General features: G+C 54.1%; 17 protein-coding genes and 6 tRNA genes. 9 read left to right on the forward strand and 14 right to left on the reverse strand.

Features of this window, described 5'->3' with window-relative positions:
* Positions 1-3: 3 nt before the first annotated feature.
* Positions 4-840, forward strand: a complete 837-nt coding sequence (pdxK, locus tag LG383_RS03270; RefSeq protein WP_166183272.1) for a pyridoxine/pyridoxal/pyridoxamine kinase — start codon at positions 4-6, stop codon at positions 838-840.
* A gap of 48 nt (positions 841-888) precedes the next feature.
* On the opposite strand, the gene crr is transcribed toward pdxK, so the two are convergent.
* From crr to cysZ, 5 genes are all read right to left on the reverse strand, one after another.
* Positions 889-1,392, reverse strand: a complete 504-nt coding sequence (gene crr, locus LG383_RS03275; RefSeq protein WP_032612978.1) for a PTS glucose transporter subunit IIA — start codon at positions 1,390-1,392, stop codon at positions 889-891.
* Between the two features lie 43 nt (positions 1,393-1,435).
* Positions 1,436-3,163, reverse strand: a complete 1,728-nt coding sequence (ptsI, locus tag LG383_RS03280) for a phosphoenolpyruvate-protein phosphotransferase PtsI (protein ID WP_166183270.1) — start codon at positions 3,161-3,163, stop codon at positions 1,436-1,438.
* A gap of 45 nt (positions 3,164-3,208) precedes the next feature.
* Positions 3,209-3,466 (reverse strand): phosphocarrier protein Hpr, encoded by a 258-nt coding sequence (ptsH, locus tag LG383_RS03285; RefSeq protein WP_000487600.1) that lies wholly within the window; start codon positions 3,464-3,466, stop codon positions 3,209-3,211.
* Between the two features lie 379 nt (positions 3,467-3,845).
* Entirely contained in the window at positions 3,846-4,817 is a 972-nt protein-coding gene (gene cysK / locus LG383_RS03290; RefSeq protein ID WP_106994669.1) for a cysteine synthase A, read from the reverse strand.
* A 154-nt stretch (positions 4,818-4,971) separates the two neighbouring features.
* The gene (gene cysZ, locus LG383_RS03295; protein WP_106994670.1) at positions 4,972-5,733 is read right to left on the reverse strand and encodes a sulfate transporter CysZ; all 762 of its coding nucleotides are present in this window, start codon (positions 5,731-5,733) and stop codon (positions 4,972-4,974) included.
* A 230-nt stretch (positions 5,734-5,963) separates the two neighbouring features.
* On the opposite strand from cysZ, the gene zipA reads away from it, so the two are divergent.
* The 3 genes from zipA (at position 5,964) to LG383_RS03310 (ending at position 9,236) form a co-directional block, all read left to right on the forward strand.
* Positions 5,964-6,935 (forward strand): cell division protein ZipA, encoded by a 972-nt coding sequence (gene zipA, locus LG383_RS03300; RefSeq protein WP_225758311.1) that lies wholly within the window; start codon positions 5,964-5,966, stop codon positions 6,933-6,935.
* Positions 6,936-7,003: 68 nt separating this feature from the next.
* Positions 7,004-9,019, forward strand: coding sequence for an NAD-dependent DNA ligase LigA (ligA, locus tag LG383_RS03305; protein ID WP_225758312.1), 2,016 nt, complete (start codon positions 7,004-7,006; stop codon positions 9,017-9,019).
* A gap of 1 nt (position 9,020) precedes the next feature.
* On the forward strand, positions 9,021-9,236 hold the full coding sequence (locus tag LG383_RS03310) for a DUF3820 family protein (RefSeq protein ID WP_032612964.1): 216 nt from the start codon (positions 9,021-9,023) through the stop codon (positions 9,234-9,236).
* Here the strand turns inward: LG383_RS03310 and LG383_RS03315 are convergent.
* The gene (locus LG383_RS03315; RefSeq protein WP_225758313.1) at positions 9,233-10,231 is read right to left on the reverse strand and encodes a bile acid:sodium symporter family protein; all 999 of its coding nucleotides are present in this window, start codon (positions 10,229-10,231) and stop codon (positions 9,233-9,235) included. The genes LG383_RS03310 and LG383_RS03315 overlap by 4 nt on opposite strands.
* 89 nt (positions 10,232-10,320) lie before the next feature.
* Here LG383_RS03315 and LG383_RS03320 point away from each other — a divergent pair, with 89 nt between their 5' ends.
* Positions 10,321-11,256, forward strand: a complete 936-nt coding sequence (locus tag LG383_RS03320) for a LysR family transcriptional regulator (RefSeq protein WP_225758314.1) — start codon at positions 10,321-10,323, stop codon at positions 11,254-11,256.
* Here LG383_RS03320 and LG383_RS03325 read toward each other — a convergent pair.
* The 5 genes from LG383_RS03325 to LG383_RS03345 all read right to left on the reverse strand — a co-directional run bounded on the left by LG383_RS03325 (position 11,253) and on the right by LG383_RS03345 (position 12,094).
* On the reverse strand, positions 11,253-11,594 hold the full coding sequence (locus tag LG383_RS03325; RefSeq protein ID WP_166183260.1) for a FlxA-like family protein: 342 nt from the start codon (positions 11,592-11,594) through the stop codon (positions 11,253-11,255). The two genes, LG383_RS03320 and LG383_RS03325, sit on opposite strands and share 4 nt — an antisense overlap.
* Positions 11,595-11,714: 120 nt before the next feature.
* Positions 11,715-11,790: transfer RNA gene (locus tag LG383_RS03330), tRNA-Lys, on the reverse strand.
* A 4-nt stretch (positions 11,791-11,794) separates the two neighbouring features.
* Positions 11,795-11,870: transfer RNA gene (locus LG383_RS03335), tRNA-Val, on the reverse strand.
* Positions 11,871-11,900: 30 nt separating this feature from the next.
* A tRNA-Val gene (locus tag LG383_RS03340) sits at positions 11,901-11,976 on the reverse strand.
* Between the two features lie 42 nt (positions 11,977-12,018).
* Positions 12,019-12,094: transfer RNA gene (locus LG383_RS03345), tRNA-Val, on the reverse strand.
* Between the two features lie 257 nt (positions 12,095-12,351).
* On the opposite strand from LG383_RS03345, the gene gltX reads away from it, so the two are divergent.
* A complete protein-coding gene (gene gltX / locus LG383_RS03350; RefSeq protein WP_106994676.1) occupies positions 12,352-13,767 on the forward strand; it encodes a glutamate--tRNA ligase in 1,416 nt (471 codons plus the stop codon).
* Positions 13,768-13,810: 43 nt separating this feature from the next.
* On the opposite strand, the gene LG383_RS03355 is transcribed toward gltX, so the two are convergent.
* Both LG383_RS03355 and LG383_RS03360 read right to left on the reverse strand, forming a co-directional pair.
* Positions 13,811-14,206, reverse strand: coding sequence for a YfeC-like transcriptional regulator (locus tag LG383_RS03355; RefSeq protein ID WP_106994677.1), 396 nt, complete (start codon positions 14,204-14,206; stop codon positions 13,811-13,813).
* A 1-nt stretch (position 14,207) separates the two neighbouring features.
* On the reverse strand, positions 14,208-14,567 hold the full coding sequence (locus LG383_RS03360) for a YfeC-like transcriptional regulator (protein WP_106994678.1): 360 nt from the start codon (positions 14,565-14,567) through the stop codon (positions 14,208-14,210).
* A gap of 220 nt (positions 14,568-14,787) precedes the next feature.
* Between LG383_RS03360 and LG383_RS03365 the strand changes: the two genes are divergently transcribed.
* The 3 genes from LG383_RS03365 (at position 14,788) to LG383_RS03375 (ending at position 17,377) form a co-directional block, all read left to right on the forward strand.
* A tRNA-Ala gene (locus LG383_RS03365) sits at positions 14,788-14,863 on the forward strand.
* A 41-nt stretch (positions 14,864-14,904) separates the two neighbouring features.
* A tRNA-Ala gene (locus LG383_RS03370) sits at positions 14,905-14,980 on the forward strand.
* A gap of 210 nt (positions 14,981-15,190) precedes the next feature.
* Positions 15,191-17,377 carry an EAL domain-containing protein gene (locus LG383_RS03375; RefSeq protein WP_225758315.1) on the forward strand — a complete coding sequence of 729 codons (2,187 nt, stop codon included), beginning with the start codon at positions 15,191-15,193 and terminating at the stop codon, positions 17,375-17,377.
* A 49-nt stretch (positions 17,378-17,426) separates the two neighbouring features.
* Here the strand turns inward: LG383_RS03375 and LG383_RS03380 are convergent, their stop codons facing one another.
* Positions 17,427-18,614, reverse strand: coding sequence for a NupC/NupG family nucleoside CNT transporter (locus tag LG383_RS03380; RefSeq protein ID WP_166183252.1), 1,188 nt, complete (start codon positions 18,612-18,614; stop codon positions 17,427-17,429).
* Positions 18,615-18,753 lie beyond the last annotated feature (139 nt).

Genomic DNA, 18,753 nt, shown 5'->3' on the forward strand with positions numbered 1-18,753 from the left:
GCTATGGAAATGATTTTATTCCGGGACAACTCCCGGGCGCAGCAGACCGATATTGTGGCGGTGCAGTCCCAGGTGGTGTACGGCAGCGTCGGTAACAGCATTGCGGTGCCCAACATTCGCCAGCATCACCTCAACGTGACGGCGATCCCGACGGTGCTGTTCAGCAATACCCCGCATTACGACACCTTCTACGGCGGGGTGATCCCCGACGAGTGGTTTAGCGGCTATCTGAAAGCGCTGGGCGAGCGCGACGTGCTGCGCGAGTTGAAGGCGGTCACCACCGGCTATATGGGCAGCGCCAGCCAGATTGCCCTGCTGGCGGAGTGGCTGCGTGTGGTAAAGGCGCAGCATCCCGATGTACTGATCCTGGTAGACCCGGTGATTGGTGACACCGACAGCGGCACCTATGTCAAACCGGAGATCCCGGAAGCCTACCGTCAGCACCTGCTGCCGCTGGCGCAGGGAATTACCCCGAACGTTTATGAGCTGGAAGTCCTTAGCGGCAAATCGTGCCGGGACAACGCCAGCGCCATTGCCGCTGCCAGAGGGCTGCTATCCGATACCCTGCAGTGGGTGGCGATCACCAGTGCGCCGGTTGCCGGTGATACTGACAGCATCCACGTAGTTTTAGTCTCCCACGATAACGTGACGGTCAGCGCTCATCCGCGCATCAAAGCCGATCTGAAAGGCACCGGGGATCTGTTCTGTTCTGAACTGGTCAGCGCGCTGGTGCAGAACGAGAGCGTGGCTGCGGCGATAAGCCGGGCAGGGGACAGGGTGACGCAGGTGATGCAGCACACCCAGGAAAAGGGGTACGACGAGCTGGTTCTACCGGCCTGACAAACGAAAATGGCGCCCGAAGGCGCCATTTTTCTGTGCGGCAAGAAGTTACTTCTTGATGCGGATAACCGGGGTTTCACCCACGGTAACGCTGCCGGACAGTTTGATCAGTTCTTTGATTTCGTCCATGTTGGAGATAACAACCGGAGTCAGGGTAGACTTGGCTTTCTCTTCCAGCAGTGGCAGATCGAATTCAATAACCGGGTCGCCAACTTTAACGCGCTGGCCTTCTTCAGCGATACGCTTGAAGCCTTCGCCTTTCAGCTCGACGGTGTCGATACCGAAGTGAACGAACAGCTCAATACCGCTATCAGATTCGATAGAAAATGCGTGGTTGGTTTCAAAAATCTTACCGATGGTACCATCAACCGGCGCAACCATTTTGTTACCGGTCGGTTTGATAGCAATGCCATCACCAACAATTTTCTCTGCAAACACGACATCCGGCACGTCTTCGATGTTGACGATTTCACCAGACAGCGGAGCAACAATCTCAATAGTTCCGGTGTCGCTGTTGCCTTTGTCACCGAACAGTTTACTAAATAACCCCATTAGCCATCTCTCCTAAGCAGTAAATTGGGCCGCATCTCGTGGATTAGCAGATTGTTTTTTCTTCAATGAACTTGTTAACCAGCGTCATTAACTCGTCCGTTGTCGGTTGAGCAAGAGCCTGCTCTGCTAATACCTTCGCATCTTCGAAGTTCGTGTTACGGATGATCTTCTTAATGCGCGGGATGGAAATGGCGCTCATAGAGAACTCGTCCAGACCCATACCCAGCAACAGAAGTGTAGCACGTTCATCGCCTGCAAGCTCACCACACATACCAGTCCATTTGCCTTCGGCATGAGAAGCATCAATAACTTGCTTGATAAGCGTCAGCACGGACGGTGACATTGGCTGGTAAAGATGTGAAATCATATCATTACCACGGTCAACTGCCAGGGTGTACTGGGTTAAATCGTTGGTACCAATACTAAAGAAATCGACTTCTTTCGCTAAATGACGGGCAATCGTTGCCGCGGCTGGGGTTTCCACCATCACGCCGACTTCGATAGATTCGTCGAAAGCTTTACCTTCGTCGCGCAGTTCCTGTTTGTAGATCTCGATCTCTTTCTTCAGTGCACGCACTTCTTCAACAGAGATGATCATCGGGAACATGATGCGCAGTTTACCGAAAGCGGAAGCACGCAGGATGGCACGAACCTGGTCACGCAGGATCTCTTTACGATCCATCGCGATACGTACCGCACGCCAGCCCAGGAACGGGTTCTCTTCTTTCGGGAAGTTCATGTACGGCAGCTCTTTGTCGCCACCGATGTCCATGGTACGGACGATAACCGCCTGTGAGCCACACGCTTCAGCTACCGCTTTGTAAGCAGCAAACTGCTCTTCTTCGGTTGGCAGCGCGTCACGGTCCATGAACAGGAATTCAGTACGGTACAGGCCTACACCTTCCGCGCCGTTGCGCTCAGCGCCATCAACGTCACGCACGGTACCGATGTTGGCACAAACTTCAACCTGATGACCGTCCAGCGTGATCGCCGGCAGATCTTTCAGTTTTGCCAGTTCGGCTTTCTCGGTGGCAACCTGTTCCTGAACGGCACGCAGCTCTTCGATTTGCTCGTTGGTTGGGTTGACGTAAACCAGATTGTTTACGGCATCCAGAATCAGATAGTCGTCGTTTTTAACCTGCGCGGTCACGCTACCGGTACCCACGATGGCTGGCAGTTCCAGAGAACGCGCCATGATAGAGGTGTGGGAGGTACGGCCGCCGGCGTCAGTGATGAAACCCAGCACCTTGTTCAGGTTCAGCTGTGCGGTTTCTGACGGGGTCAGGTCAGCAGCAACCAGGATCACTTCGTCCTGAATCGCGCTCAGATCGATGATGGCCAGGCCGAGAATGTTGCGCAGCAGGCGCTTACCGATATCACGCACGTCAGCCGCACGCTCTTTCAGGTATTCATCGTCCAGCTCTTCGAGAGCAGTCGCCTGACCTTCGATAATTTCATGCGCAGCGGCATCCGCTGTCATGTTCTTATCTTTAATCAGGGCTATGATTTCCTGCTCCAGCTCCTCATCTTCGAGCAACATGATGTGGCCTTCGAAGATGGCTTCTTTTTCTTCACCGAAAGTTTCGCCAGCTTTAGTCTTGATCGCTTCCAGTTGCGCAGATGCCTTTGCACGACCACTCAGAAAACGTTCAACTTCCTGACTAACCTTGTCGGCAGAAATTTTTTTCCGGTCGATGACGATCTCGTCTTCCTTCAGCAGCAGTGCTTTGCCGAAAGCGATACCCGGGGATGCTAAAATGCCTGAAATCATAACCCTACCTTACTTGTGACTGATTTTTACAAAGAACCCGGATACTTACTCGAGCTCAGCCATCAGTTTTACCAGATGCTCAACTGCTTTCTGCTCGTCTTCGCCTTCTGCGGAGATGGTCACAACGGTACCCTGAGTCAGGCCCAGAGTCTGCAGTTTGAACAGGCTTTTTGCGCTGGCGCTTTTGCCGTTGGAAGTCACAGTGATCTCAGAAGTGAAGCCTTTTGCTTCTTTAACAAACTGAGCAGCAGGGCGGGTGTGCAGACCGTTCGGAGCGGTAATGGTAACTTCTTGCTGGAACATTGTATTTCCCCAACTTATTGGTTTAGTGTTGTGGAACTAAAGTCTAGCCTGGCGGCAGGACTTTAGCCTGTATTGTTAGCACCGGCTTAACGGCACGAGGCACAGATGTGTCAAACGTATTCCGGTACTGGCATGTCAGGCTGCTGACGTCTCGTTCGACATTAAACATTATGCCGCGAAAGCAAGACTTGAACCAAATCATAAAATCGATTCAGCAGCGGGAATTCGTGTATCGATTAATTTCGAGCTTCAAAATAATTGTCAGCTTAAATACCAGAGCTAACAGGGTGAAGCAATGCCAGACGAGATAAAACTTTGAAGCAGGCCACAAAAAAGCACCCGAATGGGTGCTTTTTTACGCGATATTTACATTCTGGCACTACTGTTGCAATTCTTTCTCTGTGAAGAGATCGGCAAACAGTGCAGTACTTAAATAACGCTCACCCGAGGAAGGAAGAATAACCACGATATTCTTATTGGTAAAGGTTTCATCTTCGAGTAATTGCAGCGCAGCAGCGACGGCAGCACCGGAGGAGATCCCGGCCAGAATACCTTCTTCTTCCATCAGACGACGGGCGGTAGAGATGGCTTCATCGTTGGTGATAGCCACAACTTTATCAATCAGTTTCAGATCCAGGTTGCCCGGAATAAAGCCTGCGCCAATACCCTGAATTTTGTGCGGGCCTGGTTTCAGCTCTTCACCGGCCAGCGCCTGAGCAATTACCGGGGAGTCGGTTGGTTCAACGGCAACGGTAATCAGATCTTTTTTACCTTTCGTGCCTTTAATATAGCGAGAGACGCCGGTCAGCGTACCGCCAGTACCCACGCCGGAAATAAAGACATCCACCTGACCGTCGGTATCTTCCCAGATTTCCGGGCCGGTGGTCTTCTCGTGAATCTCCGGGTTAGCCGGGTTGCTAAACTGCTGAAGCAGCAGATATTTTGCCGGATCGCTGGCAACAATCTCTTCTGCTTTCTGAATAGCACCCTTCATTCCTTTTGCGCCTTCGGTCAGGACCAGATTCGCGCCCAGCGCTTTCAGCAGCTTGCGACGTTCAATACTCATGGTTTCCGGCATGGTCAGGGTCAGTTTGTAACCGCGCGCGGCGGCAACGTAGGCCAGAGCAATACCGGTGTTACCGCTGGTTGGTTCAACCAGCTCAACGCCAGGTTTCAACACGCCACGCTTTTCCGCATCCCAAATCATATTGGCACCGATACGGCATTTTACGCTGAAGCTTGGGTTACGAGATTCTACCTTCGCCAGGATGCGTCCATTACCGATACGGTTCAGTCGAACCAGGGGCGTGTGACCGATAGTCAGCGAGTTGTCTTCAAAAATCTTACTCATGGCCTGTCCTTAACTGTTTGAAATTGGGATACCGTGCCAGCATACCTGTTGCATCAGTATGGGGAAGTAAGGAATTCGCATATCTATATGCTGATGAGAAATAATGCTATCCAGTATGGAATAAGGGATGGCATAAGCCATCCCTTTATTTAACTTATTTCCACAACGCGTGTTTATCACGGTAACAGTCGACCCACATCGCCGTCGCGCCGCACACCGCAACCGGCATGATGAACAGATTCAGGAACGGAACCATGGTGAAGAGGCTGGTCAGCGCGCCAAACTGCATGTTGGTCATCTTGCGGGCACGCAGGGCAGTACGCATCTCTTTAAACGGGACTTTGTGGTTATCGAACGGGTAGTCACAGTACTGGATCGCCAGCATCCACGCGCTGAACAGGAACCATAGCACCGGGGCCACCGTCTGCCCGATACCCGGAATAAAGTAGAGGATCAGCAGCACGATGGCGCGCGGCAGGTACCACGCGAACTTTTGCCATTCGCGTTTCATAATACGCGGCAGATCCTTCATGATGCCCAGCACGCCGGTATCTGGCGGCGTCGCACCCGTTAGCCGGGCTTCGAGTTGTTCGGCGAGCAGGCCATTAAAGGGGGCGGCAATCCAGTTGGCTATCGTGGAAAAGAGATACCCAAAGACCAGCAGGATGGAAATCACCACCAGCGGCCACAGCAGATAGCTGAGCCACTGCAGCCAGTCGGGTACATGGCTCATAATGGCCGGGATCCAGCTGCCCAGGCGAGTGAACAACCACCAGAAGGCGCCTCCCATCAGCAGAATGTTAATCAGCAGAGGGAGGATCACAAAGCGCCGGATACCCGGGAGCGAAACCAGTTTCCAGCCCTGAGAAAAGTACCAGACGCCGCTGCGGGGAGGGGAAGATGTTGATGAAACCATAACCAGGTTGAGCTCCTTTTATCACAACCAGTGAAATTGCCTGCCTATATTAGCCAGTTGCGGCGCATTCACCAGTTCGGAAATGTTCGAAAAAACAGCAAAAAGCACGATTTAGTTCATCTTTATGCTGTGAATGCTCCCCATACACTTGCACTTGACGTAATCGGCAAATACTCTTAGTGAGTAAATGTTTGCCGTGGTGGCAAGGTGTTAGAACAACAGAGAATATAATGATGCAGGATTTGCGTCTGATATTAATCATTGTTGGCGCGATCGCCATAATCGCTTTACTGGTCCATGGGTTCTGGACCAGCCGTAAAGAGCGCTCTTCTATGTTTCGCGATCGCCCACTGAAGCGCATGAAGTCTACTCGTGACGACGATAACGATGACGATATCGAAGACACGGAAGACGAGGGTGTGGGTGAAGTACGTGTTCATCGGGCCAATACTGCGCCCGGCGCAGGCCATGGGGAGCAAGAAGCGCCTCGTCAGCCTCCGCAGCATCAGTACCAGCCGCCTTACGCATCTGCTCAGCCGCGTCCCGCTGCGCCGCCGCAGCCTGTGGTCGAGCCGGTACACCAGCCGCAACCGCAGCAGCATGAGCCTGTGCGCCAGCAACCGGCGCCACAACCCCAGTATGTTGCTCAGCCTGAACCGCAGCCGGTCGTGCAGCAGCAGGCTCCTCAGCCTGTCGCGCCAGCGCCGCAACCGGCCCCTGCGCCTGTTGTTGAGCCAGAGCCGGTAGTTGAAGCCGCCCCAGTGGTTGAAAAACCGCAGCGCAAAGAGACGGTGATCGTCATGAGCGTAGCGGCCCATCATGGCACAACGATTAATGGCGAAGTGCTGCTCAACAGCATTCACCAGGCGGGCTTTAAATTTGGCGATATGAATATCTTCCATCGCCACCTGAGCCCGGACGGGAGTGGTCCTTCCCTGTTCAGCCTGGCGAACATGGTTAACCCGGGCACCTTTGATCCGGAAATGACCGGTGATTTTACCACCCCGGGCATTACCATCTTTATGCAGGTGCCGTCTTACGGCGATGAACTGCAAAACTTTAAGCTGATGCTGCAGTCTGCCCAGCATATCGCGGACGAAGTCGGCGGTATGGTGCTCGACGATCAGCGTCGAATGATGACGCCGCAGAAACTGCGCGAGTATCAGGACCGCATCCGCGAAGTAAAAGAAGCTAACGCGTAAGGTTCCGCGTTTGTTTCACACCACCTCAACCCCCGCATGTCGGGGGTTTTTCTCATTAATGGTGCGACATGGACTCAATCGAACAACAACTCACCGAACTACGAACCACGCTTCGCCACCATGAATATCTCTATCATGTGATGGATGCGCCCGAAGTGCCGGACGCGGAATATGACCGACTGATGCGTGAATTGCGCGAGCTTGAAGCGCAGCGTCCCGATTTAATTACCCCGGACTCACCGACCCAGCGTGTCGGCGCCGCGCCGCTGGCCTTTTTTAGCCAGGTGCGTCATGAAGTACCGATGCTGTCGCTGGATAACGTCTTTGACGAAGAGAGTTTCCTCGCCTTCAACAAACGCGTTCAGGATCGCCTGAAGCAGACCGATGCCCTGAGCTGGTGCTGCGAGCTGAAGCTGGATGGCCTGGCCGTCAGCATTCTGTATGAAAACGGCGTGATGACCCGCGCTGCCACCCGCGGCGACGGCACCACGGGCGAGGACATTACCACCAACGTCCGCACCATCCGTGCTATCCCGCTTAAGCTGCATGGCGAGAACATTCCGGCACGTCTGGAAGTGCGTGGCGAAGTCTTCCTGCCTCAGGCGGGCTTTGAAAAAATTAACGAAGAAGCGCGCCGCACTGGCGGAAAAATCTTCGCTAACCCACGTAATGCCGCCGCAGGCTCGTTACGCCAGCTGGACCCGCGCATTACCGCGAAGCGACCGCTGACCTTCTTCTGCTACGGCGTAGGCATCCTGGAGGGAGGCGAGCTGCCTGATACCCATCTGGGCCGCCTGCTGCAGTTTAAGGCCTGGGGGCTGCCGGTGAGTAACCGCGTGCAGCTGTGCGATTCGCCTGAAGCGGTGCTGGCGTTTTATCGCCAGGTTGAAGCAGACCGTCCGACGCTGGGCTTTGATATCGACGGGGTGGTTATCAAAGTCAACTCCCTCGCGCTTCAGGAGCAGCTGGGCTTTGTCGCCCGTGCGCCGCGCTGGGCGGTAGCCTTTAAGTTCCCGGCCCAGGAGCAGATGACCTTCGTGCGCGACGTGGAGTTCCAGGTCGGCCGTACCGGGGCGATAACGCCGGTTGCCCGTCTGGAGCCTGTCCAGGTAGCCGGAGTGCTGGTCAGCAACGCAACCCTGCATAACGCCGATGAGATCGACCGTCTGGGGCTGCGCATTGGCGATAAAGTGGTTATCCGCCGGGCGGGGGATGTGATCCCGCAGGTGGTCAACGTGGTGGAGTCAGAGCGCCCTGAGGATACGCGTGCGGTCGAATTCCCGACCCACTGTCCGGTGTGCGGCTCAGACGTTGAACGTGTCGAAGGTGAAGCCGTGGCTCGCTGTACCGGCGGTTTAGTCTGCGGTGCCCAGCGCAAAGAGTCCCTGAAGCACTTCGTCTCCCGCCGGGCGATGGATGTCGACGGCATGGGGGACAAAATCATCGACCAGCTGGTTGAGAAAGAGTATGTCCATACGCCGGCCGATCTGTTCCGCCTGACGCCGGGCAAGCTGACCGGGCTGGATCGGATGGGACCGAAATCCGCGCAGAACGTGGCTGACGCGCTGGAAAAATCCAAAGAGACCACCTTCGCCCGTTTCCTCTACGCGCTGGGTATCCGCGAAGTAGGGGAGGCGACCGCAGCAGGGCTGGCGGCATACTTTGGCACGCTGGAGGCGCTTGAGAAGGCGACGATTGACGAGCTGCAAAAGGTGCCGGACGTCGGCATTGTGGTCGCCACCCACGTCTTTAACTTCTTCTCGGAAGAGAGCAACCGTGAGGTGATCGGTCAGTTGCTTAAGGAAGGCATTCGCTGGCCTGCGCCGCAGGTGATCAACGCCGAAGAGATCGACAGCCCGTTTGCCGGGAAAACCGTGGTGCTGACCGGCAGCCTGAGCCAGCTCTCACGCGATGACGCCAAAGCGCGTCTGGTGGCGCTGGGGGCGAAAGTGGCTGGCAGCGTGTCGAAGAAAACTGACCTGGTGATTGCCGGAGAAGCGGCGGGCTCCAAGCTGGCGAAGGCGCAGGAGCTGGGGATTGACGTGATTGATGAAGCAGAGATGCTGCGTCTGTTAGGAGAGTAACGTGGATAAAGCGCAGCTTATCGAGATAGCCAATACAGAGATGCCGTTCGGGAAGTATAAAGGCCGTCGGCTGATTGATGTGCCGGAAGAGTATTTGCTGTGGTTTGCCCGTAAGGATGAGTTTCCTGCCGGGCATCTGGGTGAGCTGATGGCGCTCACGTTACTGATTAAAACCGAAGGGCTGACCCAACTGGTTCAGCCCCTGCGTCGTCCTTAAACTTTCGCCGTGCGGGCCTGCTCCCGGGCCTGCAACTCGTCGGTCTGGCGTTTATAACGACGCGCCATGACCGCGCAAATCATTAGCTGCAGCTGGTGGAAGATCATCAGCGGCAGCACCATCATCCCAATCACCGAGGTCGGAAACAGAATGTTGGCCATCGGGATCCCGTTCGCCAGACTCTTTTTCGAGCCGCAGAAGACAATGGTAATTTCATCGGCTTTGTTGAACCCGAAGCGACGCGCGGCAAAAACGTTGATGCCAATGATAATCGCCAGCAACACCAAGCTGACCACCACGATAAACAGCAGCGACCCGACCCCGACTTTATGCCAGATGCCGTTCACCACGGCTTCGCTGAACGCGGAATAAACCACCAGCAGAATCGACGACTGATCGGTTTTGGCAATCCACTTCTTATGCTTCGCCACAAAGGCCCCGATCCATGGCCGGGAAAGATGCCCCAGCACAAACGGCAGCAGCAGCTGCAGCATGATTTTGCCCACCTGCTCCAGACTGCCTTCCGCACCATGCATGTCCATCACCAGCCCAACCAGCAGCGGCGAGAGGAAAATCCCCAGCAGGCTGGAGGCGGACGCCGAGCAGACGGCAGCCGCCACGTTACCGCCTGCCATAGAGGTAAAGGCGATTGCTGACTGCACCGTGGCCGGCAAAATACAGAGGTACAGGAAGCCGCTATACAGGGTCGGATCGACATTGATCGGCGCCCACCAGGCAAACAGCACGCCCAGCACCGGGAAGACGACAAAGGTGCTGCACATCACCCACAGATGCAGTCGCCAGTGGCTACCGCCAGAGATAATCGCTTCCCGGGAGAGTTTGGCCCCGTGCATAAAGAACAGCAGCGCGATGGCGGCGGTGGTAAGCCCCTCAAAAAAAGGAACAAAGCCACCGCGAGCGGGGAAGAAGGAGGCGAGCAGGACCACGACGATAAGGGTAATAGTGAACGGATCGAGAATGCGAAAAAGTTTCATAAACACTCCTGAAAACAGATAGCGCTATTGTGCTTTCTTCCATTTGAGAAATAAAATTGATTTATTGCATCTATTCATGAGTAAAACAGATGAATTACTCGTTACGTCAGCTGCGTGTTTTTGTCACCGTCGCGCAGGCGAAAAGTTTTAGCCGTGCAGGCGAGATTATCGGCCTGAGCCAGTCGGCGGTCAGTCACAGTGTGAAAGAGCTGGAGCAGCAGACCGGCGTCCGGCTGATCGACAGAACCACCCGCGAAGTGATGCTGACCGAGGCGGGCCATCAGTTGGCGGCCCGGCTGGAGCGGATCCTCGACGAACTTTCCAGCACGCTGCGGGACGTCGGTCGGGTAGGGCAGCAGCTCTCCGGGACGGTACGGGTCGCTGCCAGTCAGACCATTTCGGCGCATCTCATTCCGCACTGTATCGCGTTCAGTAATCATCAGTACCCGGATATCAATTTTGTGCTGCACGATCGCCCCCAGCAGTGGGTGCTGGAGAGTATTCGTCAGGGAGAGGTGGATTTCGGCATCGTCATCGATCCGGGGCCGGTCAGCGATCTGGAGTGTGAAGAGGTGCTCTCGGAACCCTTTTTACTCCTCTGCCGCGACGACGATCCTCTTGCCGCCCTGGAGGAGGTCACCTGGCAGGCGCTGCAGGGGGCGAAGCTGGTGTTACAGGATTATGCCTCTGGCAGTCGACCGCTGATCGATGCAGCCCTTGCCGGGCAGCTGGTGAGGGCGACGATTGTGCAGGAGATTGGCCATCCCGCCACGCTCTTTCCGATGGTGGAAGCCGGGATTGGCATCAGCGTGCTTCCAGCGCTGGCGCTGCCGTTGCCCCAGGGGAGCCGCTTAACGATCAAGCGCTTCACGCCTGTCGTCGAGCGTAAGCTGATGCTGGTTCGTCGCAAGAATCGCTCGCTGTCAGGGGCGGCGCAGGCGCTGTGGGAAGTGGTACGTATGCAGGCGCAGCAGTTGACCGAGGCCCGCATACGCGATCCACTCTTTACTACAGGGACGTGTTAAACGTAGACATCAATCTGGCGATCGCTGGAAGGGGCCTTAACACCTTCGGCTTTGGCTTGTTGTGCCTCCTGCTTCTGCTGCGCTTCTTCCGCCTGACGACGCTGCAGCTGCGCAAGTTGTGCTTGCAGCATTTTGATCTGCGTTTGCAGTAGCTCTTGCTGTTTCTTTTTTTCTTCTGCCGAGCCACTGCCGTTGGCGACATCCTTCAGCTGCTGGGTCAGTTTGGTGATTTGCGAGGTCAGGCGGCTGATCTGTGAGGAGAGATCGTTCCCGCTCGAACTGCTGCCGCTACTGCGTTGGGGTTGTACGGACGCTGCGGATGTTTGAATAGTGGTCATGCTAATTTCCTCTGCCTAAAGAAGTAATATCGGCAGGGAATAGAAGGACTTGAGTCAGACTACCAGTATTGGCAGGAATTGCAGATAGCAAAAAAGCGCCTTTAGGGCGCTTTTTTACATTGGTGGGTCGTGCAGGATTCGAACCTGCGACCAATTGATTAAAAGTCAACTGCTCTACCAACTGAGCTAACGACCCGAAATGGTGGGCGATGACGGGCTCGAACCGCCGACCCCCTCCGTGTAAAGGAGATGCTCTACCAACTGAGCTAATCGCCCATTTCGGAACTGCTATCGATAAGGTGAGAATGGTGGGCGATGACGGGCTCGAACCGCCGACCCCCTCCGTGTAAAGGAGATGCTCTACCAACTGAGCTAATCGCCCATTCTCAATTCTTATCTACACTGCGGCATCTATCGAAGTAGATGGTGGGTGATGACGGGCTCGAACCGCCGACCCCCTCCGTGTAAAGGAGATGCTCTACCAACTGAGCTAATCACCCCCGCTGTGTGGAGTCGCATTATAGGGAGAGTTGAAAATGAGTCAACGGCTTTTCTAAAGATTTTGTTCGTTCGTCGTAAAATTAAACAAAACGATCGCGAAACCGCCAGTGATGCATGATTTCTAAACAAAAACGGCTATGAATGAGGATCTGACAGCAACAAGATTGAGGAATCAGGCGGGAGTGATAGAATATTGCCCACTTTCGTTTCCAGGATATGCCGGTTGTCGGCATCTTTATCACTGTAAGGCCACTTCATGAAAATCAAAACTCGCTTCGCGCCAAGCCCGACCGGCTATCTGCACGTCGGCGGCGCGCGTACTGCTCTCTATTCCTGGCTGTTTGCTCGCAACCAGGGCGGTGAGTTTGTGCTGCGTATCGAAGACACCGATCTCGAACGCTCCACGCCGGAAGCAATCGAAGCCATCATGGATGGTATGAACTGGCTTAATCTGGAGTGGGATGAAGGCCCGTATTTCCAGACTAAACGTTTTGATCGCTACAACGCGGTTATTGATGAGATGCTTGAAGCGGGTACAGCCTATAAGTGCTACTGCTCAAAAGAGCGTCTGGAAGCCCTGCGCGAAGAGCAGATGGCGAATAATGAAAAGCCACGTTATGACGGTCGCTGCCGCCACGATCATCAGCATCACGCCGCGGATGAGCCGTGCGTAGTGCGTTTCGCAAACCCGCAGGAAGGGTCGGTCATCTTTGACGATCAGATCCGCGGCCCGATCGAATTCAGCAACCAGGAGCTGGACGATCTGATCATCCGCCGTACTGACGGTTCTCCAACCTATAACTTCTGCGTTGTGGTTGATGACTGGGATATGGCGATCACCCACGTGGTGCGTGGCGAAGACCACATCAACAACACCCCGCGTCAGATCAACATCCTGAAAGCGCTGAATGCACCGGTTCCGGTTTACGCTCACGTGTCGATGATCAACGGCGACGACGGTAAAAAGCTGTCCAAACGCCATGGCGCGGTCAGCGTGATGCAGTACCGTGACGACGGCTATCTGCCGGAAGCGCTGCTCAACTATCTGGTGCGTCTGGGCTGGTCCCATGGCGATCAGGAGATCTTCAGCCGTGAAGAGATGATCCAGCTCTTCACCCTGAGCGCGGTAGGGAAGTCTGCCAGTGCGTTCAATACCGATAAACTGCTGTGGCTGAACCATCACTACATCAATACCCTGCCGCCAGAGTATGTTGCAACCCAGCTGCAGTGGCACATTGAGCAGGCAAACATCGACACCCGCAACGGCCCGCAACTGGCCGACCTGATCAAACTGCTGGGTGAACGTTGTAAGACCCTGAAAGAGATCGCAGAAAACTGCCGCTACTTCTATGAAGAGTATGACGAGTTTGACGCCGACGCCGCGAAGAAGCATCTGCGTCCGGTTGCACGTCAGCCACTGGAAGTGGTTCGCGACAAGCTGGCCGCCATTACCGACTGGAGCGCTGAGAATGTGCATCATGCCATTCAGGCGACAGCAGATGAGCTGGAAGTTGGGATGGGTAAAGTCGGAATGCCGCTGCGCGTAGCCGTTACCGGTGCAGGTCAGTCTCCGGCGCTGGACGTTACGGTGCACGCGATTGGCAAAACCCGCAGCGTGGCGCGTATCAACAGAGCGCTGGACTTTATTGCTGAGCGCGAAAGCCAGCAGTAATCAGGACGTAAAAAACAAAACGGCAGGTTTCCCCTGCCGTTTTTTATTCCGCTGGCTGATGAATGCTCAGCCGCACGAGAAAACCCTGTATCCCTTCCCGGGTAAGCAGCGTTTCAAGCCGCTCCTGTTCCGCTAAGGTCATATTCTCCAGCGCATTGATGATCCCAGGAAGCACCGCCACGGGCTTAGCGTCACCGTAACTGGCTGCGGTTTCTGCCAGCTGGTAGAGCGCCTGGCGTTTACGAATGGCCGGAATATTCATGATGTGCGCCTTCACCTGCGCATCAATAAGAATGAGGCGCGCGCGCCCACCTTTTACCCCATTAATGCCTTCCGTCTTCCAGCCATTTTTGCGCACCCAGCGGTTTACGGTCTGCCTGGCGACGCCCAGCGTCTCCGCCAGCTCTTCGGTGGTCATTTTGCTACGTAATTTTTTCATATCAGTTCTGATCGCGAATCCCTAAGCGTTGTAACAATCCGGTGATCCCTTCCCGGAGTAATAAAGAGGTAAGCTGTTTCTGCTCTGCCGGCGTCATTTCATTGGCCAGTGTGATCAGCAAGGCCTGCAGCGAGTTATCCGTAGAGGCTTCCGGTAATGTGGCCGCCTCCGGAGCCCGACGCGCATTGCGAATAAATTCCCGTACTTTCTCATTAACATGGACCAGACGCGCCTTACCGCCCTGAACGCCGGGTTTTGGCGAGGTGGACCATCCCTCTTTACGCACCCATTTATTGATGGTCTGGCGGCTATAGCCAGTGAGCCGGGCCAACTCTTCTGGCGTCATTCGTTCCTTGATCATGCAATTTCCTGAGTAAGAGTGTGGGTAATTAGAGGTTCATTTTATAACACCGTTTTACTGGAAAACGTGACAAGATTAACTCATGGCTGCGAGCGTTCTCGCAATGTGATTCATTTGCTTGAATTTTCAGCGGTTGAACGCCAGAGTGAGAATTTGCCGTTGACACCCGGCAAGGGAATTCATATTATGCCGCCCGTCAACACGACACGCTTTACGCGATGGGGCTATAGCTCAGCTGGGAGAGCGCTTGCATGGCATGCAAGAGGTCAGCGGTTCGATCCCGCTTAGCTCCACCAAACTCTGAACCCAACAGAGTCTGGTGCGTAAACAACATTGTGGGGCTATAGCTCAGCTGGGAGAGCGCTTGCATGGCATGCAAGAGGTCAGCGGTTCGATCCCGCTTAGCTCCACCAAAATTTGAACCCTCGCCGAATGGCGGGGGTTTTTTTATGCCTGCAATAAACTCCTTTAGTTTCACCGCATTGACAAATAAATAGCTTTTTCCGGTAAAAACTTTACTAAATGTAATGACTTTTCCTGGCCTGGAATGTTGTATCAGGGTTTTAAAGAATCTATGATTAATATGAATTTAATAACGCCAGGTTAATAGTTAAATAAAATTAATGAAAAGCAAAAGTCATTTTAACGGAAAAAGCTTCGTGCTTGCTCTGGCGTTATGCATGATTGTCGTGCCATTTTCCCGCCTTATTTCCCCGAAATCTGTTATCGATGGCTTTGAGGTTTATCTTGCATGGATGCCGCTGAGCGTCATGCTGGCGATCCTATTATTATTCGGACGTCAGGCTGTCCTGCCAATTATTATCAGCTTCGCCATACTGAATGAATGGAACCTGGAACTGTCGGCAAAGCAGGATCTTATCTTGCTCTTTTGTCAGGTGTTCAGCACGCTGGGAGTCTGCGCCATGCTCCGCTGGCAGGTGGGGCCGCGCTGGCGCTACCACGTACCCAGTCGGTTCATGGCGGCTCGTATTACGTGGTTGGGATTTGTCCTGCCGCTGGTAATAAAACTGACAATGTTCCTGGCCGGCTATTTATGTGATTTTCCCGTTACTCTCGCCAATTTCACGGATCGCGGCTCGGTAATTTATCATGTGGTCGATGTTCAAAGCCTGGTTTGCGCCGTTATCATCTTCACCATGTTGTTCTATTATCCGATAAGAATGGTTATTAATCCTAATTATGCCCGCGCATTCTGGCGAAGAAATATACATAATTCATTCTCATCCCGAAACCAGTTATTTACATCTGTATTACTTCTTTGCCTTATTGCTGGCCTTCTTCTGCTCTGTTTACCCTTTACTTCAGATATTATTGCCGGCTATCTGGTACCTGTTATTTTCATTTTATTTACAATTGGCATTAGCCGCTTTCGCTATCCGCTGATTGTCCTTGGCTGGGCACTGAGTGCCCTGATGTTGCTCACCTACAACAGTAACTTTTTGCAGGGCGTGCAGAACGGCTACTCGCTGGCCTTCGTACTATCGGTCCTGATCTCCTTTGCTATCTGCCTGGCTTACATGTCACGCATTTATCAGCGCAGCGAATGGCTCAAACGCGGCTGGCAGGAGAGGGCGCTGATCGATCCGCTGACCGGTTTACGTAACCTGCGCGCCCTGGAATCCTTTTTGACGGACAACAAGGGCACCACCTTGTGCTGTTTGCGGATGGATAATCTGGAATTCCTGAGCCGTCATTATGGCCTGATGATGCGCGTCCAGTGTAAACGCGCCATTATTCGCCAGCTGCAGCCGCTGCTGATGCCTAATGAACAGGTATTCCAGATCCCCGGTAACGAACTGGTGGTGGTGCTGAGCGGCCCGGAAACCGGGGCGCGGTTACAGCACATCGTGGATCACCTCAACAGCCGTAAAATCTACTGGAACAACACCGGGCTGGACATTGAGTTTGGCGCCGCCTGGGGAGGCGTGGAATACCAGTGCGGCGAAAGTCTCTACCATACGCTCGGGCAGCTCAGCTGGCTGGCGGAAAAGTCCTGCTCGGCGCATCAGGTCCTGTCGCTGAATAACAGCCTTGAGACAGTGTCGGGGCAGACGACCGAGCGCGTCCTGATGCTTAGCCGGGTGAAACGGGCCCTGGATGAGGGCGGTTTACGTCTCTATGCCCAGCCGATCCAGCGGGGCGATGGGGTGGGCTACCACGAAATCCTGTCGCGGCTGGAGAGTGAAGGCGAGTTGCTGACTCCCGATAAGTTTCTGCCGCTGGTGGCGCAATTTAACCTGAGCCGGCGCTTCGATATCAGCGTGGTGGAAGCGGTACTGGTGTGGCTGCGGGATCACCCCTCGGAAGACCGCTGCGCGCGTTTCTCGGTGAACCTGATGCCTTTGACGCTGATGCAGAAAGAGATCGCGGCGGAGATCATTGCTCTGTTTGAACGCTACCAGGTGAAACCGCAGACGGTGATCATCGAAGTGACCGAAGAGCAGGCCTTCTCGAATTCCGAAGTCAGCATCGCCAACATTCAGCAGCTGCGTCATTACGGCTTCAAACTTGCCATCGACGACTTCGGTACCGGCTACGCCAATTACGAACGTCTCAAGCGCCTGCAGGCGGACGTCATTAAGATTGATGGCTGCTTCGTGAAGGATATCTGTAGCGACAGTATGGATGCGATGATTGTGAAATCGATCTGCAATCTGGCGAAGACCCGATCGCTGTGTGTGGTGGCGGAGTTTGTCGAAACGGAAGAGCAGCGTGAGATGTTGCTCGCCTCGGGGGTGGATTACCTGCAGGGATATCTGATAGGTAAACCGCAACCGCTCAGTGAATAACAGACGTAAAAAAACCGGGGAGGATAAGTCCCCGGTTTTTTTGAGCTGATTACAGGACCAGTGCAGCGATAGACGCAGACAGGACGCTGACCAGCGTAGAGCCGTAAACCAGCTTCAGACCGAAGCGGGAGACCACGTTACCCTGCTCTTCGTTCAGGCCTTTAATCGCACCCGCGATGATGCCGATAGAAGAGAAGTTGGCGAAGGAGACCAGGAATACGGAGAGGATACCTTCAGCGCGCGGGGAGAGGGAACCGGCGATTTTTTGCAGATCCATCATGGCGACGAATTCGTTAGAAACCAGTTTGGTTGCCATAATACTGCCCACCTGCAGCGCTTCGCTTGCCGGGACACCCATCACCCAGGCGACCGGGTAGAAGATGTAACCCAGAATGCCCTGGAAGGAGATACCCAGCACAGCAGCAAACAGGGCGTTCAGCGCGGAGATCAGGGCGATAAAGCCGATCAGCATCGCAGCAACGATAACCGCCACTTTGAAACCTGCCAGAATGTACTCGCCCAGCATTTCGAAGAAGCTCTGACCTTCGTGCAGATTCGCCATCTGCAGGTTCTCTTCACTCTCATCCACGCGGTACGGGTTGATCAGCGACAGAACAATAAAGGTGCTGAACATGTTCAGAACCAGCGCAGCCACCACATATTTTGGCTCCAGCATGGTCATATACGCGCCCACGATAGACATGGAAACGGTAGACATTGCGGTAGCCGCCATGGTGTACATGCGGTTGCGGGACATTTTGCCGAGGATATCTTTATAGGCGATAAAGTTCTCAGACTGACCGAGGATCAGGGAGCTTACGGCGTTGAAAGATTCCAGTTTGCCCATGCCGTTCACTTTAGACAGCACGGTACCGATAGCGCGGATCACAATCGGCAGAATGCGAATGTGCTGCAGAATACCGATCAGGGCAGAGATGAAGACGATAGGGCACAGAACCTTCAGGAAGAAGAACGCCAGACCTTCATCGTTCATTTTACCGAATACGAAGTTAGTCCCTTCGTTGGCAAAGCCGAGGAGGCTTTCGAACATCTCGGAGAAGCCCTTTACGAAACCCAGACCCACGTTGGAGTTCAGGAAGAACCACGCGAGCAGAACTTCAATAACGAGTAATTGAATAACATAACGAATGCGGATTTTTTTACGATCGCTGCTGACCAGCAACGCAAGCACGGCAACGACAACAAGTGCCAGGACAAAATGTAGGACGCGGTCCATATTTGCTCCAAATATGAGGCAGGTTTAATTTCGCTGCACATTCTATGAAACAAGCGTAAAGAAAACGAGATCAAAGCCACACTATAGTCACGTCCTGTGACGAGACTCAAAAATAGTGACATACGATACGTTTTTGTTA

Source organism: Leclercia sp. Marseille-Q4284 (assembly GCF_916618945.1).
GTDB lineage: Bacteria > Pseudomonadota > Gammaproteobacteria > Enterobacterales > Enterobacteriaceae > Enterobacter > Enterobacter tamurae.

Excerpts from the sequence above, each read along its gene's own strand:
- pdxK (WP_166183272.1), top strand. The coding sequence starts at position 4 with ATGGAAATGATTTTATTCCGGGACAACTCCCGGGCGCAGCAGACCGAT.
- crr (WP_032612978.1), bottom strand. The coding sequence starts at position 1,392 with ATGGGGTTATTTAGTAAACTGTTCGGTGACAAAGGCAACAGCGACACC.
- ptsI (WP_166183270.1), bottom strand. The coding sequence starts at position 3,163 with ATGATTTCAGGCATTTTAGCATCCCCGGGTATCGCTTTCGGCAAAGCA.
- ptsH (WP_000487600.1), bottom strand. The coding sequence starts at position 3,466 with ATGTTCCAGCAAGAAGTTACCATTACCGCTCCGAACGGTCTGCACACC.
- cysK (WP_106994669.1), bottom strand. The coding sequence starts at position 4,817 with ATGAGTAAGATTTTTGAAGACAACTCGCTGACTATCGGTCACACGCCC.
- cysZ (WP_106994670.1), bottom strand. The coding sequence starts at position 5,733 with ATGGTTTCATCAACATCTTCCCCTCCCCGCAGCGGCGTCTGGTACTTT.
- zipA (WP_225758311.1), top strand. The coding sequence starts at position 5,964 with ATGATGCAGGATTTGCGTCTGATATTAATCATTGTTGGCGCGATCGCC.
- ligA (WP_225758312.1), top strand. The coding sequence starts at position 7,004 with ATGGACTCAATCGAACAACAACTCACCGAACTACGAACCACGCTTCGC.
- LG383_RS03315 (WP_225758313.1), bottom strand. The coding sequence starts at position 10,231 with ATGAAACTTTTTCGCATTCTCGATCCGTTCACTATTACCCTTATCGTC.
- LG383_RS03320 (WP_225758314.1), top strand. The coding sequence starts at position 10,321 with ATGAATTACTCGTTACGTCAGCTGCGTGTTTTTGTCACCGTCGCGCAG.
- LG383_RS03325 (WP_166183260.1), bottom strand. The coding sequence starts at position 11,594 with ATGACCACTATTCAAACATCCGCAGCGTCCGTACAACCCCAACGCAGT.
- gltX (WP_106994676.1), top strand. The coding sequence starts at position 12,352 with ATGAAAATCAAAACTCGCTTCGCGCCAAGCCCGACCGGCTATCTGCAC.
- LG383_RS03355 (WP_106994677.1), bottom strand. The coding sequence starts at position 14,206 with ATGAAAAAATTACGTAGCAAAATGACCACCGAAGAGCTGGCGGAGACG.
- LG383_RS03360 (WP_106994678.1), bottom strand. The coding sequence starts at position 14,567 with ATGATCAAGGAACGAATGACGCCAGAAGAGTTGGCCCGGCTCACTGGC.
- LG383_RS03375 (WP_225758315.1), top strand. The coding sequence starts at position 15,191 with ATGAAAAGCAAAAGTCATTTTAACGGAAAAAGCTTCGTGCTTGCTCTG.
- LG383_RS03380 (WP_166183252.1), bottom strand. The coding sequence starts at position 18,614 with ATGGACCGCGTCCTACATTTTGTCCTGGCACTTGTTGTCGTTGCCGTG.